This window comes from Erwinia endophytica (assembly GCF_009295515.1).
Taxonomy (GTDB): Bacteria; Pseudomonadota; Gammaproteobacteria; order Enterobacterales; family Enterobacteriaceae; genus Erwinia; species Erwinia endophytica.
In genome coordinates this window covers 60,570-75,817 of the sequence record NZ_RQVV01000023.1, presented here as the reverse complement: position 1 = coordinate 75,817, position 15,248 = coordinate 60,570, and the positions used below count along the sequence as shown (strand labels likewise).

Sequence of the window (15,248 nt, the reverse complement as noted above, 5' to 3'; positions counted from 1 at the left end):
GTGATGTTCAGCAAATCCATCAACATGCTGATGACATAAAGAACATTAATGGACCTGGGTGTTACCGGCAGTGGAGTCATTGCGGAACGCGGCGATATCAACGGCATCAAAAATGTAGTGACTGCCGCAATAGTCGCAGTGCATATCGATTTTGCCATCTTCGGAAATGCTCTGATCGACTTCAGCTTCCGGCAGTGTGCGCAATACTTCACCACAGCGTTCCCGCGAACAGGTGCAATGGAAACTGACTTCTTGTGGGGGGTAAACGGTGACTTCTTCTTGATGATACAACCGCCACAATACATCATTTGCTGGCAGGCTGAGCAGTTCCTCGGTCTTGATGGTGTCTGTCAACGTCGCCAGGTGGCTAAAGTCATCCGGGTTGGCATCCTGGGCGGGGAGAACCTGTAGCAGGATCCCTCCGGCGCCCGGTTTACCGGCATTTTCGCCAGTACGGATAAACAGGCGGGTTGGCAACTGTTCTGAGCGCATGAAGTAGTCTTCCAGACATGCTGACAGGGTTTCACCTTCCAGACCGACCACGCCTTGATAGCGTTCGCCTTCAGCTGGGGAAATGGTGATCACCAGATAGCCATTGCCGACCATCTCTTTCAGGCTACTTCCCGCGGTGATGTCTCCTTGCAGGCGTGCGACTCCCCGCATCTCCTGACGATTATTACCATTGATAACCGCCAGCTTAAGGGGACCGTCTCCCTGCAACTGCACAGTGATATCGCCGTCAAATTTCAGCGTCGCGGTCAGTAAGCAGGTGGCGACCAACAGTTCGCCCAGTACCTGCTGAACCGGTTGAGGATAGTCGTGACCAGCGATGATTTCCTGCCAGGTGCTGGATACAGTAACCAGTTCACCACGCACGGCGTAATTTTCGAACAGGTAACGGTGCATTTGGTCTTGATGAGCCATAATTCTCTCTCGTTAAGGCGTCTTATGCGTCGCCAGAATTTTTAAATTTTATTAAATTCCGTCGTTCTTTTTTGTCAGGACGCCGGTCAGGATGCGGCATGCTCAGCGCGTTCATTTTGCGAGCCAATGCTATTTTTTCTCGTTTCTCAATGCTTTGAGCCGTTTCGGTATACAGTTGCTGTGCGTCAATTGCCGGGCCACGTCGATCGCTGATCGATGCAATAATCACGGTACGTTCGTCATTGCCCTGGCGAAGCGTCAGTTCAGCGTGCAGTTCCACAATTTTGCCGGGTTTACAGCGTTGACCGTTGTAGTGAACCTTGCCGCCTTCGATCATCTCACGCGCCGTTGCCCGGGTTTTATAAAAACGCGCGGCCCACAGCCACTTATCGAGCCGAACCGCTTCAACAGGCTTCTCTTTCATCGCCGCTCCTTTTTTGGGAATACCTTTATGTATGGCTTGCATGCCAGAAATCAAGGCGCCTTTCCGGAGTGCTATCCGTGTCGGGGAATATAAGCGAGGAGTGTTGAGAGGAGGATCGCCTTGCCAGCCTTAAAAATAGCATAAAACACACAGGCTCAGAACAGTGGACGAATGTTCTGGTGGGAGGGGCTGAGCGTCGGACTGAAACACTTATCATAATAATTCTGGATAGCGCTGGTGCGTATGCGATTACGGTGAATACGTTTCAGGGTGAGTACGCTGTTGAGAATAAAACTTATCGTGACAATCAACAACAGCAGACTGGTGCCGATATAACGGCCCAGGGTTATCACATCCGGTTCACTGTGCAGGACGATATGCCGGGTGCCGTTGGCATCAGTACTGATGCTGGTCACGATACCGCTGGCGGAAAACGGGGTATGCAGAAGCATACCCGCCAGGCGTTGCAGCTCAGGCCACTGATCGGGTGCATTATAATTGAACAGCGAAACCGTGGGTGCCTGATGTTTGACCCACTGATGACCTTCATCGCTGAGGATCAGGAACCCACCTGGCGGAGGACTGTTCAGCGCTTCAGTCGCCCGACGTGTTTCCCGGTAGAAGAAAGATGATGTTGCCGTATTGACCAGATTTTCCAGCGCCTCAGCGCTGACTGGGCGCAACAGTACATTCATACCATCCAGTGCGCCGGAATTGGCGCGGCGCACCAGCGTCTCCCAATTTTTAGCGTTACCCAGATTAACCAGCGCGTTTTTCAGTCTGACGCAATCCTGTTCCTGGCTGCACAGATCTTGCGTTTTCAACACGATATCAGCGAAATCATCCAACAGGATCATCCCTGATTTCTGAATGGCCGTCGCCAACTGCGGATTTAGCTTCGGGTCGGTGTTGTTCTGCGGGTGCAATTGTTGGTTGGTCGTGGTCAACAGCGCGGTAGCTTTATCAATAATATCCGACTGTGGCTGAGGCAGAGGCGTCGCGTTATTCCAGTATATGGCCGAGCAGTCAAAAGGCATAAACGCATAGGAGCGGTTACCCTGATAGGTCGTTGGGATTGAGCACATCCCCAGGCCAGTAGCGTTCAGGCTGTCGCCGACACGCAGCGGGATCTTTTCCAGATCGTTAACGCTATGCACCTGTACGCTTTCCGTTCCTTTTAGCCAGGCTATGCTGAGCTTCAATGGCATGCTCAGGGGAACACAGACAATCAGCAAGACCAGAACCAGCAATGAACCAGCGGCCAGCACCAGATTCTTTTTCCAGTGCTGAAGCGGGAAGTTGCGTACTTCATCCTGCAATGAGAGGAAACGTCCCTGGCGCACCACGTGGCGGTTCAGATAAATATCCACTTCCGTGGGCTGCCCCAGATCGTTAGCGACATAAGGTTGCCAGTGGGCGGGATAGATCAGATCAATGATGCCGAGGGAAATATTGCTGATTTGCCCCTGGTTTGATTCTCCGAACAGCCCCCAACGCTTGGGCGCGCCGCGCAGACAGTGGATCTCACGCAAATCTTTTTTTCCGGGGCGACGGTACAGGGACCAACAGCTCACCAGAATGATGGTGATGGCGGCCATGACCAGCCAGGGCATGAGCACCACAGGGCCAGTCAGGCTGAAAAACAGCAGCAGGAAAGCAACACCGATAGCACAGGTTTCACGGGTACCATCAGGGCGGCTCAGGGCGTATTCCTCAACGGTTTCTTTACGTACACTGAGCAGTTCAATATTTTCGCTTTCTTCTTTGCGGATCGAAGCCTGAGGGCCCACAGGCCTAAGTGCGGGTGCCAGTGCGGGCTGCTCGTAAACATAGTTCACCAGTGAATGACCATTCAGGGAGATCACCAGCGGGATAGTCTGTGTTTTGATTAATTCAACGTAGTTCTCATCCGCAATATACTGCTCCCAGAGCGGCGGCAGGTGTACTTCGACTTCATCAAGATAATAGCGCCATTGATACGGCTCATCGGTGGAGAGGCCATAGCGAGTGATGGAGCGGGTGACAGGGTAAACGTTGTTGCTCTGCGAATTCAGTACCAGGTGGTCGGCGATGCCGTTGGGTACGGTATTCTTACGGTACTTTTCCATCGAATCAATATAGCGTTCGACAGCTCTACGCTCATCGTCGCTCAGTTTTCTATAAGGCGGACTGATGAATGGCAGTGGTTTCGCCAACGGCGGGCGATGCCGCATAGCGTACCAAAAGAAACAACCCGCTCCGATCGAGCAGGCCAGCATTACAGCCAATATGATGACTATTGTGCTCATGCTTCCCTCATTCCTGCCATTTTGCTCCCGTCGTTATGTTGGAAAATGTCGGTCTTAACCATCTCGTTACCGACATTGTGGCGTGTTTAGACGGTGCTGGCAATCTGCTGTGTGTTCTGAAATAGTGCGCAAAATCATAAAATTAGAATAGTAGAATATCAGCATTGTGAATGAATGGTAACAATCAGAGAGGGAATACAGTATCGGTATGTTCCTATTCTAATTATTGAGGATTGACATTTTATAAAACATTTCTTCCGCTAAGTCACTGATTTGTTATCATAAAGTAAAATAACCTGCACAGTGATTGGCTTCCCCTCGCGACTGACGCACAATGAGGATAATATCGGTCTTGATATCGTGACTGGCGGGCTATCACGCTCATTTTTTTAGCTTTTTCCTGGGGCCCCTATGACCAGACAATTGCAGAAACCCAAAATCCTGAATGTTGAGGTCGTTGCCCGCTCACGTTTGTTTACTGTTGAAGCGGTCGATCTTGAATTCAGCAACGGTGCACGACGTGTTTATGAGCGGATGAAGCCTTCCGAGCGTGAAGCGGTGATGATTGTACCGATCATTGATAATCATCTCATCCTGATCCAGGAATATGTCGTGGGGCTGGAGAGCTATGAGTTGGGGTTTCCCAAAGGGTTGATGGACGCTGGCGAGACGCCATTTGAGGCCGCAAATCGTGAGCTGAAAGAAGAGGTCGGATTCGGCGCTGGAAAGCTGGAAATATTGGGTCAACTGACACTGGCCCCGTCTTACTTTTCCAGCAAAATGAATATTCTGGTGGCGGAAGGATTGTATGCCGAGCAGCTGGAGGGCGACGAACCAGAGCCCCTGCCGCAGTTACGCTGGCCGCTCGACAATTTGCCAGGGTTGCTGCTGGAACCTGACTTCCAGGAAGCCCGAAACGTCAGTGCGCTGTTTCTGGCGCGAGAGTGGCTGGTTAAGCAGGGAAGATTGCGTAACAGGACCTGACCATCTGCTGGGTGGTAAAGCGACAGAAAAAAAAGGGATAAACCGTACAGGTTTATCCCTTTTTTACTACCCCGGTCGCCAGAAATTGCTGCGCTAAATTTTTAGAACAGTTCGTGACTCTGGCCGTTATCCATCAGCGTGGTCCCCACGTCATGTACCGAATATTCTGTCGGTTGGGTGCCATTGATGAAATACTCCTGGCGGGTGTTGCCACCACCTTTAGCCAGCTTACCGGTGGCGCGATCAATGGTCACAGTGACCACCCCATCTGGCGGTGTTAGCGGTTGCACTGGAACACCATCCAACGCCACTTTCATGTATTCATCCCAGGCGGGCTGAGCACTCTTGGCGCCGCCTTCATAACCGGAAATCTGATCTTTAATCGCGCCTGATGCGGTGGTTCGTCCCAGGTCGCGACGGTGATCGTCAAAGCCAATCCAGACGGACGTCACCACGCCGGGGCCGTAACCGGAGAACCAGGCATCTTTCGAACTGTTAGTGGTGCCGGTTTTGCCGCCGATGTCGTTACGTTTCAGATCACGAGCGGCACGCCAGCCCGTCCCCATCCAGCCCGGCTCGCCGAATATGTTAGAGTTCAGCGCGCTCTTAATCAGGAAGGCCAGCGGAGTATCGATAACATGTGGCGCATACTGCTGCTGATCGCCCTGTTGCACTTGCTGTTGGGTTACTTGCTCCAACTGCGGTTGCGGCACCGCAGGGCTAGTCCTTTCTTGCGAAACGGACGGGTTTTCCACATTGTCTTCGCTCAGGGCAACGGATTTACTGGTTTCACCGTAAATAACCGGCAGATGACATTCCGGGCAGGCCACTTTAGGTTTTGCTTCAAACACCACGTGACCGCTTTCATCCTGAATTTTGCTGATGAAAAAAGGGTCAACCAGGAAGCCGCCATTGGCCATCACCGAATAGCCGCGTACCATTTGCAACGGCGTAAAGGAAGCGGAGCCCAACGCCAGCGATTCGGTGTGTACGATATTCTGTGCCGGGAAGCCGAAACGTTGCAGGTATTCCGCTGCGTAGTCAACGCCCATCGCCCGCATGGCACGAACCATCACCACGTTTTTGGACTGACCGAGGCCCTGACGTAACCGGATTGGACCATCGTAGGTCGGTGGTGAGTTCTTCGGCCGCCAGTCGGCACCGGCGCCAGCATCCCAGCGGGAGATAGGCACGTCGTTCAGAATTGAAGCCAGTGTCAGTCCGCGATCCATTGCGGCGGTGTACAGGAACGGTTTGATGTTCGAACCGACCTGGCGCAGCGACTGAGTCGCCCGGTTAAATTTACTCTGGTTGAAATCGAATCCCCCCACCAGGGCGAGGACTGCACCGTTATGTGGATCCAACGACACCAGCGACGAGTTAACATCCGGTACCTGAGCCAGCCACCAGTCATTGTCCACCTTCCGCACCCAAACCTGCTGACCGGTTTGCACTACGTCGGTGACTGACTGCGGCGTGCGGCCCTGAGTCGTATCGGACTTGTAGGAACGAGCCCAGTGCATTCCCGCCATATTCAGCGTCACGTTACTGCCATCACGCAGCAAGGCGGTGGCTTCATTGCTGTCAGCCTCGGTAATCACCGCCGGAATCAGCGGACCATACACCGGTAGCGCCTTCAGTGTTTTGAGGATTTCAGTCTGATCCCATGGCTTCTGGCCCACTTTCCACAACACGTTAGCCGGACCGCGATAACCATGGCGCATGTCATAGTTTATGACGTTGTCCTGCACCGCTTTTTGTGCCGCCAGTTGCAGTTTGCGGGTAATGGTGGTGGTCACCTGAAAACCATCGTTATAGGCATCGTCACCGTAACGTTTGACCATTGCCTGACGGACCATTTCGGTCAGATACGGTGCGGAGAAGGCAATCTCAGGCGTATGGTAGTTGGCGACCAGCGGGGTGTTGATGGCCTCATTGTACTGCGACTGGGTGATGTAATTCTGGTCCAGCATACGGCGGAGTACCACGTTACGACGCTGTAACGCCCGCTCGTGGGAATAGAGTGGATTAAACGTCGATGGAGCTTTCGGCAGACCAGCAATCATCGCCATTTCGCTCAGTGATAATTGATCGACATTTTTACCAAAATAGACTTGTGCCGCTGCGCCAACACCATAAGCACGGTAACCGAGGTAGATCTTATTCAGGTAAAGCTCAAGGATTTCGTCTTTGCTCATCATCTGCTCAATGCGGATGGCGAGGAAGGCTTCCTTGATTTTACGCATTATGGTGCGCTCGGGGCTGAGAAAGAAGTTACGAGCCAACTGTTGCGTGATGGTACTGGCCCCTTGCGACGCATGACCGGACACCAGCGCGATACTTGCCGCACGGAAAATACCAATCGGATCGACGCCGTGATGCTCATAGAAACGGCTGTCTTCCGTGGCGATGAACGCCTTCACCAGTTCCGGGGGAATTTGTTGTAGTTTCAATGGAATGCGACGCTTTTCACCATACTGAGCAATCAGCTCATGGTCGGCACTGTAGACCAGCATTGGCGTCTGCAATCGCACATCTTTCAATGTCGCAACGTCGGGCAGTTGCGGCTCAATATATTTGTAGAGGCCATAGATCGAGCCTGCACCCAGCAAAATGCAACACACTGCAAGGATCAAAAGATACTTTACGAACTTCACCTGATATTTTCCATTTTAAGTCGCCCGGACAGTTTATAAACAATCGCGCGGTAGTATAAAGGCAAGCCAGAAGCCTGGATACATCAATTTCTGCTACTGACGATATGGAGATCGCGCTAAATGGCATTTCAGACATGGCAAGTCGGCCTGGATATCCAGAATGGGCAACTCTGCGCCCTTGGCATCCAGCGCCGTCGAAACGGCTGGCAACTTCGCCATTGGTGGCAACACACGTTGCCGCACGATACGTTAACCCACGGGTTACTGCAACGCCCTGAGACTATCATCGCAATATTGCAGCGCTGGCGGAAGCAACTGCCTTATCGTATTTCGTTGCGGGTTGGTTTTCCTCCCCAACTGGTACTGCAACAGCAGATTGAGCTACCGTCGCAACAGTTACGCGAACCAGAGCGTAGCAGTTATATTATTGCAGCAGCGAGGCGATTTTTCCCAATTGAACCAGAGACGCTGGCGCTGGACTATCGCCTGGCGGAAGAAGACGGTCGTCAGTTATGGCTTACGGCCACGCGTCGCGAGGCGCTGCTCAGTTGGCTACACTGCCTTGATAAGGTGCGCCTGACGCCTCAGGTGTTGGAACTGACGCCTGCGGCATTGTTTTCTCTGGCGAAGACCATGTGCCTTGATCCCGCCGCCGCGCTGGTTCATCGTTTGCACGATCACTGGCTGTGGTGTTCTCTCCGGCAACCCTCGCTCTGGGGGTGGTGCGCGACAGAAGATGTAGCGGATTTCACTGCGCTTCGCCAGCAGTATTTACCTGATATTTCCTCATGTTACTACAGCTCGCTTAAAGAAGAGGCATTACCTGAAGGGACGCAGTGGCTTAATCCGCTGGAGGCCTTTGCTCTGAGGCTTCCTCCGCTACCGCGAAGGCCTGGCGCTTTTACTCTGGCGGCAGGGTTGGCGTTGCGGCCGGAGGATAGCTGATGGTTTGGGTTAATTTGTTGCCCTGGCGTACCCGGCAGTTGCAAGCGCGCTTACACCGTTGGTATCTGGTTTGGCTGGTGTTGATGGTCGGTTTTCTCTACGCGTTGTTACCGGTTGCTGGTCAGCAGGCGGTTAACGTCCAGTGGTTGCAGATGGTGCAACGACAGCGAGAGGGAGGCCAGCGGCTTGCTGAGTTGAACAAACGTATCACCGCGCGGCGTCTGCTGCAGGAGCAACTTGAGCGCCAACTGACCGTCCATCTGCAACAGCAGCAGCGGATGAATCAGTGGTTGGATTTTACCCAGCGTCTGGCGGAGCAATTGCCAGAAACATTGTGGCTGAGTGAACTGATCAAAACGCCAGAGCGGCTCACGCTGGCGGGTTTTTGCCTGGCAATGGCCGACATCGATGATTTCCGTCAGCGCTTGCAGCAAAGCGCGTTATTTAGCCAGGTCACCAGCGGAAAGCTTAGCCGCAGCCAGGACGGGGTTATCCACTTCAGTCTGCAGGCCGTGTTGAGAAGCGCGGCCGGAGAACGTGGGGCTGCATCGGTTGGCCGGATTGCCAAAGGAGAAGGACGATGAACCATCAGGGATGGCTTATCCGCTGGCTACATTTATCACGCTGGATACGCATACTCTGCCTGGTCTTCAGTTGCGGCCTGTTGGCGTTGGCGCTTTGGCAATATGGGCTGCGGCCACTACAGAGACAGAACGATCTCCTCGTCAGCCAGCATCAACAGTTGGACGGACATTATCAGAAGGCCCTCCGCGTCCTGCTGCGCCAACCGTCGCTCCTGAGTATTGAGGCCGATATTATCCGGCTACAACAGGCATTGTTGGCTGATAAGCGTCAGGCCTTTTCACTGTCCGCGCTGATTGCGAGTACCAGGGGACAACTCGTAGCCTGGCAACCGGGCAGTGATGGTGGCGAGTTATCAATACGGTTGCGCTGGCCGGCGGTGTCGGCGGTTCTTCATTATTTAAGCCAGCTACAGCCTGGCATCGCGTTGCCGCAGTTCACACTCAGGGCGGCGGAAAATCAGCTGTACTTCAAACTTGTGCTGGTACTGAATCATGCCGCCTGAACGACAAGCGTGGCAGCGGTATTTACTGCTGCTATTTCTGTTTTCTCCCCCCGAGGGGCAGGCGGCACGGGATCCTTTTCAACCGCCGGAGACCATAAGCTGTCTGGCCCTGCGGTCAACCGCGCCGTTATGGCGGTTACGTGACATCGTAGGGCGGGCGGAGGACTACCGTGCGTGGCTGGTTTCTCCGCAGGGAAAAGGAAAACTGTGGGCACAACAGCAATGGCCGGGACCTGGCTGGCAACTGCTCAAGGTGGAGGCGTTGAGTGTCACTGTCGGTCATGGACTGGCGTGTAAAACGCCGTTGAGAATCACATTAAAAGGGAGCATTTATGTCAGGGAAGCACAGGATGATGGCACTGTTTCTGTTGTTGATCCTCATGCCGCTGCACGCCAGCCCGGAACGACTGTCCCTAGCGTTCGATGATGCTCCAGTCGGACAAATCCTGCAGGCACTGGCCGATTACCAGCAGTTGAATCTGGTCATTGCGCCCGGTGTGGAGGGGGCATTGTCGATCAGGCTGAAGGAGGTACCCTGGCCGCAGGCATTAACGTTGGTTGCCCGTATGGGCAAGCTCAGCATCGAACAGGAGGACGACATTTTGCTGGTCTGGCCGCAAAGTTGGCAGCAGGAGAAAGAGCGTCAGCAGGCGTTACGTCAGGCGGAGGCTGAAAAGTCACGGCCGCTGCAGACCCTCTCTTTAGCGCTGTTGTATGCCGATGCAGCCAGAGTGCATACCAGCCTGCAGACTGAGCGTACAAAATTAATGACGCCTCGCGGCAGCGTGACGGTCGATACCCGTACTAATAGTCTGTTGCTGCGCGATACGCAGGCTGCGCTGGAGGACACCCGGCGTTGGGTCGCTGCGCTTGACGTGCCGTTGGAGCAAATAGAGTTGGCGGCCCATATTGTCACTATTACGGAAGAGAGTCTGCGTGAACTGGGCGTCAACTGGGGCATGGGAGGAGAAGAGCAAATCAGCAGCGCGTTGCGGGCCAGCCAATTCAGGGTGGATCTGGCGGCGTCCAACCCAGCGTTGACCGCCGGTTTTACCTTTGCCCGGTTGAATGGCCGGCTGTTGAGCCTGGAACTGAGCGCACTGGAGCAGGAAAATAAACTGGAGATTATTGCCAGTCCGCGTTTGCTCACCTCACACCAGCAAACCGCCAGCATCAAACAAGGCACTGAGATCCCTTATGAAGTCTCCAGTGGGAGTAGTGGCGGCACGTCGGTCGAGTTCAGAGAAGCGGTACTGGGAATGGAGGTGACGCCGGAAGTGCAGGCGAATGGGCGGATTATGCTGAAATTACATATTAGCCAGAATCTTCCCGGCAGCACGTTACGCAGCGGTACAGGCGAGTACATTGCTATCGATAAGCAGGAGATACAAACTCAGGTGACGGTCAAAGATGGTCAGACGTTGGCGCTGGGGGGCATTTTCCAGCAGCACAATACCCAGGGACAAAGTAAAGTCCCACTGATGGGCGATATCCCGCTGATTGGCGCATTGTTTCGTCGTACGACCTCCGGACAAAAAAGGCGAGAATTAGTGATCTTCATCACACCTCGACTCATTCGTGAAGAGTAATGCGTTTTTTGGTCCAAACTGAGGGACCTGAGGCTTTTTTAGCGGATTGCGGCCATTGCGTTTGACGCAAGGGCGGAATTAGCTTACAAGGTTTAGCGATTTTGATTTATAAGCCATGGTTTGGCTTTAGAAAGTGTATTTATGCCCGAAATAGTTCAGCTTGCAGGATAAAAACGCCTGGGCGTTTTTGCACAGCGTAGGGGGAGGCCGTCAGGCCGAATCACACGGCAAAAGCAGGGACCCCGGTTATCTTACACGGGGTAGTGATTCGGGGTGCGGCGCGTCCTCAACGCCATTGCAGCTTGAAGTACGACGGGTATCCCGTTTTTTATCGCGCGCAACCGGCGTAGCTGATGCAGTGACATCGGGCTGATAAATGAAGCGGACTGAAACGCGCCAGATGAGAGCTCAATGGGCAAGGTCAATTTAATCGGTTGCCAAAACACCTTCAGTGTTGAGATAATTTTCACCTGACTCTCGCACTATCGCTCATGAGGTTTCAGTTCATGTCCTGTCCGATTAGGACGGGGTATCATTAACGAATTGTCTTAGTAATACCGAAAAAATGGCAGAGAAACGCAATATCTTTCTGGTTGGGCCTATGGGTGCCGGCAAAAGCACTATTGGGCGTCAGTTAGCTCAGCAACTCAATATGGAATTTTTCGATTCTGATCAAGAAATTGAGCGACGTACCGGAGCGGATGTGGGTTGGGTGTTCGACGTTGAAGGCGAAGAAGGTTTTCGTGATCGCGAAGAAAAAATCATTAATGAACTCACGGAAAAGCAGGGCATCGTGTTAGCCACCGGTGGTGGTTCCGTTAAATCCCGTGAAACGCGCAATCGTCTCTCTGCTCGTGGTGTAGTGGTGTATCTTGAAACCACTATCGAGAAGCAACTGGCGCGTACACAGCGTGATAAAAAGCGTCCTTTGCTACAGGTGGATTCGCCACCTCGCGAGGTGCTGGAAGCACTGGCGAATGAACGTAATCCGTTGTACGAAGAGATTGCCGATGTGACCATCCGAACGGATGATCAGAGCGCTAAAGTTGTCGCGAATCAGATTATCAACATGTTGGAAAAGAGCTGAATTAGCTCGAAACCCGCCTGCGGGCCAAAGTAATTAAAGGTGATACCGCTTCATGGAGAAGATTACCGTCACTTTGGGGGAGCGTAGTTACCCCATTACGATTGCTGCCGGACTGTTCAACGATCCGGCTTCTTTTTGGCCGCTTAAGGCGGGTGAGCGGGCCATGCTGGTGACCAACCAGACTCTGGCTCCGCTCTATCTTGACCCTTTGCGCCAACGGTTGGAAAGCGCAGGCGTGCAGGTTGATCAGGTCATCCTTCCCGACGGTGAGCAATATAAAACGCTGGCGGTTATGGACCAGGTCTTTACTGCCTTGCTGGAAAAACCTCATGGTCGTGATACCACGCTGGTCGCTTTAGGCGGTGGGGTCATTGGCGATCTGACCGGTTTTGCCGCTGCAAGCTATCAGCGCGGCGTGCGCTTTATTCAAGTCCCTACCACGCTTTTGTCTCAGGTTGATTCTTCCGTAGGCGGTAAAACCGCTGTCAACCATCCATTAGGCAAGAACATGATTGGCGCGTTCTACCAGCCGGCATCGGTGGTGATTGATATTAACTGTCTTCGCAGTCTGCCAAAACGCGAGCTGGCCTCCGGGCTGGCGGAAGTGATCAAGTACGGTATTATTCTCGACGCCGAATTTTTTACCTGGCTGGAATCCAACCTTGATGCGCTGCTGGTGCTCGACGCCGCCGCCATGGCCTACTGCATCCGCCGCTGCTGTGAGTTGAAAGCCGAGGTGGTCGCCGCCGACGAGCGTGAAATGGGGCTGAGGGCATTACTGAATCTGGGCCATACCTATGGTCACGCTATTGAAGCGCATATGGGGTATGGCAACTGGCTGCATGGTGAGGCCGTCGCAGCGGGAATGGTGATGGCCGCCCGTACCGCAGAGCGCCTTGGGCAGTTTAACGCTGAAGATATCGACCGAATTATTCGCCTGCTGAAGCGAGCCGGGTTACCCGTTACCGGTCCGGCCAGTATGGCGGCGCAAGCGTATCTGCCGCATATGATGCGTGATAAGAAAGTGCAGGCTGGAGAATTGCGTCTGGTTTTGCCGCTGGCTATCGGCAAAGCCGAAGTGCGTCGCGGTGTCGGACATGATACGGTTCTGGCTGCGATTAACGATTGTCTGGCGGTCTGAAGCCGCATATTGGGTCTCCGACCTTAATTGATGAAGTCACAATAGCTGCTCACAGGGTGTTGAGTGGCGTCCGCGCTCTATTGGAGGAGGTTGAATGGACGAGTTTAAATCGGAAGACGAGTTAAAACCTGACACCAGCGACCGTCGACCGCAGCGGTCCCGCAAGACGTCTTCTGTTCCTAAAGTCCCCGTTTCTCGTCAGCATGTAATGATAGGGATCGGTATTCTGGTTTTATTGCTATTGGTACTGGGCATCGGTTCGGCGTTAAATACCACCAGTAACAGCAGTAGCAGTCAACAACAGTCTGCTCAACCCGGCACCACCGGCGGTGGCAATGATAAGACCATTGACCTTTCGGGTTCGTCTTCTATGAGTGGTCAGCCCACGGCTCAGCAACCCGCGTCTGACGCGACGGCAGCGGACCCGGCTTCAGCCAATCCGTCAGCGCAGACCCCGGCGCCAGCAGCAGCGGGCAATAGCCCTCAGGTGCTGAGTGCGCCGCCGGTCTCCTCCACGCCGACTCAGGCAGCCCCACTGCCGACACCGACTAACCAACAGCGCGTTGAACTACCGGGCGATCTCAACAATGCTTTGGCTAACCAGCAGGGTCAGGTTGATAACGCGGCTCAGGGCGTTCAGAACAATGGCGGTTCGCTGCCAACGGCGCCGGCCACGGTGGCGCCAGGGGCGCATTCTGCCAGCAATAAACCGGTTGCCGCTCAGGCGCATCAGTCTACTGCGCATCAGCGTAAACCGGCTACCAGCCACCGGTCACCTGTCGGTCAGCCGGTCAGAGAGAACAAATCGAAGAGTAGCATAGCCACGGGTAACACGGCCCCCGCTACAGCGAAAGAGAGCGCAACTTCGTTGCCGGGTGGCCATTATACGCTGCAACTGAGCAGCGCCTCGCGTGCTGATACATTGAATGCCTGGGCGAAAAAGCAGAACCTGAGCAGTTACCATGTCTACAAAACCACGCGTAATGGTCAGCCCTGGTTCGTGTTGGTCAGTGGTTCCTATGCGACGTCTGCTGATGCTAAACGCGCCGTTTCTTCGCTGCCGGCGGAAGTTCGGGCGCAAAACCCGTGGGTGAAGCCGCTCAGTCAGGTGAAAAAAGAAGCGTCAAACTAACAATGGCCGGGGTAACCCGGCCTCAGGAAAGTCGGCTTATCATCTGCGAGCGAGTGATATAAAGCGCAGATATGCTGTCAGTGTGTCCGTAGTCAAAAGAGTAATTGCAATAAAATGACGGCATGAAGAAAAATCGCGCTTTTTTAAAATGGGCTGGTGGTAAATTCCCGTTGCTTGACGATATCCAGCGTCATCTTCCTGGAGGAGATTGTCTGATCGAGCCTTTTGTGGGGGCGGGTTCGGTGTTTCTTAATACCCAATTCCCAAGCTACGTTCTGGCGGATATTAATAGCGACTTGATCAATCTCTACAATATCGTAAAAAACCGGGTTGATGAATTTGCCGCTGATGCCCGCGAGTTGTTCACTAAAAGCTCCAATGATGCGGGGTTCTACTATGCTCACCGTGAAGAATTTAACCACTGTAAGGATCGCTATCGCCGAGGTGTACTGTTTTTATACCTCAACCGCCATTGCTACAATGGATTGTGTCGCTACAACCTGAGTGGTGAATTTAACGTACCGTTTGGTCGTTATAGCAAGCCCTATTTCCCTCAGGATGAGCTCTACTGGTTCGCGGAGCGATCGCAGAATGCGACCTTTGTCTGTGAATCGTACGATGTTACCCTGAGCAGGGCGCAGGAAGGCGCAGTTGTCTATTGCGATCCTCCTTATGCGCCGTTGTCGGCCACCGCAAATTTTACCGCTTACCATACCAACAACTTCAGTCTGTTGCAGCAGCAACATCTGGCGGAACTGGCGGAGAAGCTGGCGTATGAGAGCCGCATTCCTGTGCTTATCTCGAACCATGACACACCACTGACCCGTGAGTGGTATCAAAGGGCGCGGCAGTTGTACCAGATCAAGGCCCGGCGTTCAATCAGTCGCAGTGGTACAGGCCGCATTCAGGTGAACGAGCTGCTGGCGCTGTTCGCCGACGACTGAACCTACAGTGAGGTACGTGCCTGTCGTCAGGCGCGCTAAATTGGGA

14 protein-coding genes are annotated in these 15,248 nt (G+C 53.6%); 10 read left to right on the top strand and 4 right to left on the bottom strand.

Annotated features, from left to right (window positions below; translation table 11 throughout):
* Positions 1–45 precede the first annotated feature (45 nt).
* The 3 genes from hslO to EH228_RS07560 form a co-directional block, all read right to left on the bottom strand.
* Complete coding sequence (hslO, locus tag EH228_RS07570) at positions 46–924, bottom strand: Hsp33 family molecular chaperone HslO (RefSeq protein ID WP_152321062.1); 879 nt, start codon at positions 922–924, stop codon at positions 46–48.
* 22 nt (positions 925–946) lie between these two features.
* The gene (hslR, locus tag EH228_RS07565; RefSeq protein ID WP_152321061.1) at positions 947–1,348 is read right to left on the bottom strand and encodes a ribosome-associated heat shock protein Hsp15; all 402 of its coding nucleotides are present in this window, start codon (positions 1,346–1,348) and stop codon (positions 947–949) included.
* A gap of 155 nt (positions 1,349–1,503) precedes the next feature.
* On the bottom strand, positions 1,504–3,636 hold the full coding sequence (locus tag EH228_RS07560) for an intracellular growth attenuator family protein (protein WP_152321060.1): 2,133 nt from the start codon (positions 3,634–3,636) through the stop codon (positions 1,504–1,506).
* A gap of 411 nt (positions 3,637–4,047) precedes the next feature.
* Between EH228_RS07560 and nudE the strand changes: the two genes are divergently transcribed.
* Positions 4,048–4,620, top strand: coding sequence for an ADP compounds hydrolase NudE (gene nudE / locus EH228_RS07555; RefSeq protein WP_152321059.1), 573 nt, complete (start codon positions 4,048–4,050; stop codon positions 4,618–4,620).
* A gap of 101 nt (positions 4,621–4,721) precedes the next feature.
* Here nudE and mrcA read toward each other — a convergent pair whose 3' ends face one another.
* Positions 4,722–7,277: a peptidoglycan glycosyltransferase/peptidoglycan DD-transpeptidase MrcA gene (gene mrcA, locus EH228_RS07550; RefSeq protein WP_152321058.1), complete on the bottom strand. Its 2,556-nt coding sequence runs from the start codon at positions 7,275–7,277 to the stop codon at positions 4,722–4,724.
* A 120-nt stretch (positions 7,278–7,397) separates the two neighbouring features.
* On the opposite strand from mrcA, the gene pilM reads away from it, so the two are divergent.
* The 9 genes from pilM to dam all read left to right on the top strand — a co-directional run bounded on the left by pilM (position 7,398) and on the right by dam (position 15,202).
* Positions 7,398–8,222 (top strand): type IV pilus biogenesis protein PilM, encoded by an 825-nt coding sequence (gene pilM, locus EH228_RS07545; protein ID WP_152321057.1) that lies wholly within the window; start codon positions 7,398–7,400, stop codon positions 8,220–8,222.
* Entirely contained in the window at positions 8,222–8,806 is a 585-nt protein-coding gene (locus EH228_RS07540) for a PilN domain-containing protein (protein ID WP_152321056.1), read from the top strand. The genes pilM and EH228_RS07540 overlap by 1 nt, the downstream gene beginning before the upstream one ends.
* Positions 8,803–9,309 carry a HofO family protein gene (locus EH228_RS07535; protein ID WP_152321055.1) on the top strand — a complete coding sequence of 169 codons (507 nt, stop codon included), beginning with the start codon at positions 8,803–8,805 and terminating at the stop codon, positions 9,307–9,309. Before EH228_RS07540 ends, EH228_RS07535 begins: the two co-directional genes overlap by 4 nt.
* Positions 9,299–9,736: a HofP DNA utilization family protein gene (locus tag EH228_RS07530; protein WP_152321054.1), complete on the top strand. Its 438-nt coding sequence runs from the start codon at positions 9,299–9,301 to the stop codon at positions 9,734–9,736. Before EH228_RS07535 ends, EH228_RS07530 begins: the two co-directional genes overlap by 11 nt.
* The gene (hofQ, locus tag EH228_RS07525; protein WP_240116253.1) at positions 9,660–10,898 is read left to right on the top strand and encodes a DNA uptake porin HofQ; all 1,239 of its coding nucleotides are present in this window, start codon (positions 9,660–9,662) and stop codon (positions 10,896–10,898) included. The genes EH228_RS07530 and hofQ overlap by 77 nt, the downstream gene beginning before the upstream one ends.
* Before the next feature lie 565 nt (positions 10,899–11,463).
* Positions 11,464–11,985: a shikimate kinase AroK gene (aroK, locus tag EH228_RS07520; RefSeq protein WP_152321053.1), complete on the top strand. Its 522-nt coding sequence runs from the start codon at positions 11,464–11,466 to the stop codon at positions 11,983–11,985.
* Between the two features lie 52 nt (positions 11,986–12,037).
* Positions 12,038–13,126, top strand: coding sequence for a 3-dehydroquinate synthase (gene aroB, locus EH228_RS07515; protein ID WP_152321052.1), 1,089 nt, complete (start codon positions 12,038–12,040; stop codon positions 13,124–13,126).
* Between the two features lie 94 nt (positions 13,127–13,220).
* Positions 13,221–14,258, top strand: coding sequence for an SPOR domain-containing protein (locus tag EH228_RS07510; protein ID WP_152321051.1), 1,038 nt, complete (start codon positions 13,221–13,223; stop codon positions 14,256–14,258).
* 122 nt (positions 14,259–14,380) lie between these two features.
* Positions 14,381–15,202, top strand: coding sequence for an adenine-specific DNA-methyltransferase (gene dam / locus EH228_RS07505; protein ID WP_152321050.1), 822 nt, complete (start codon positions 14,381–14,383; stop codon positions 15,200–15,202).
* Positions 15,203–15,248 lie beyond the last annotated feature (46 nt).

Coding starts and splice junctions, on each gene's coding strand:
- hofQ (WP_240116253.1), top strand. CDS start 9,660: ATGATGGCACTGTTTCTGTTGTTGATCCTCATGCCGCTGCACGCCAGC.
- dam (WP_152321050.1), top strand. CDS start 14,381: ATGAAGAAAAATCGCGCTTTTTTAAAATGGGCTGGTGGTAAATTCCCG.
- pilM (WP_152321057.1), top strand. CDS start 7,398: ATGGCATTTCAGACATGGCAAGTCGGCCTGGATATCCAGAATGGGCAA.
- EH228_RS07540 (WP_152321056.1), top strand. CDS start 8,222: ATGGTTTGGGTTAATTTGTTGCCCTGGCGTACCCGGCAGTTGCAAGCG.
- EH228_RS07560 (WP_152321060.1), bottom strand. CDS start 3,636: ATGAGCACAATAGTCATCATATTGGCTGTAATGCTGGCCTGCTCGATC.
- EH228_RS07535 (WP_152321055.1), top strand. CDS start 8,803: ATGAACCATCAGGGATGGCTTATCCGCTGGCTACATTTATCACGCTGG.
- aroK (WP_152321053.1), top strand. CDS start 11,464: ATGGCAGAGAAACGCAATATCTTTCTGGTTGGGCCTATGGGTGCCGGC.
- hslO (WP_152321062.1), bottom strand. CDS start 924: ATGGCTCATCAAGACCAAATGCACCGTTACCTGTTCGAAAATTACGCC.
- aroB (WP_152321052.1), top strand. CDS start 12,038: ATGGAGAAGATTACCGTCACTTTGGGGGAGCGTAGTTACCCCATTACG.
- hslR (WP_152321061.1), bottom strand. CDS start 1,348: ATGAAAGAGAAGCCTGTTGAAGCGGTTCGGCTCGATAAGTGGCTGTGG.
- EH228_RS07510 (WP_152321051.1), top strand. CDS start 13,221: ATGGACGAGTTTAAATCGGAAGACGAGTTAAAACCTGACACCAGCGAC.
- EH228_RS07530 (WP_152321054.1), top strand. CDS start 9,299: ATGCCGCCTGAACGACAAGCGTGGCAGCGGTATTTACTGCTGCTATTT.
- nudE (WP_152321059.1), top strand. CDS start 4,048: ATGACCAGACAATTGCAGAAACCCAAAATCCTGAATGTTGAGGTCGTT.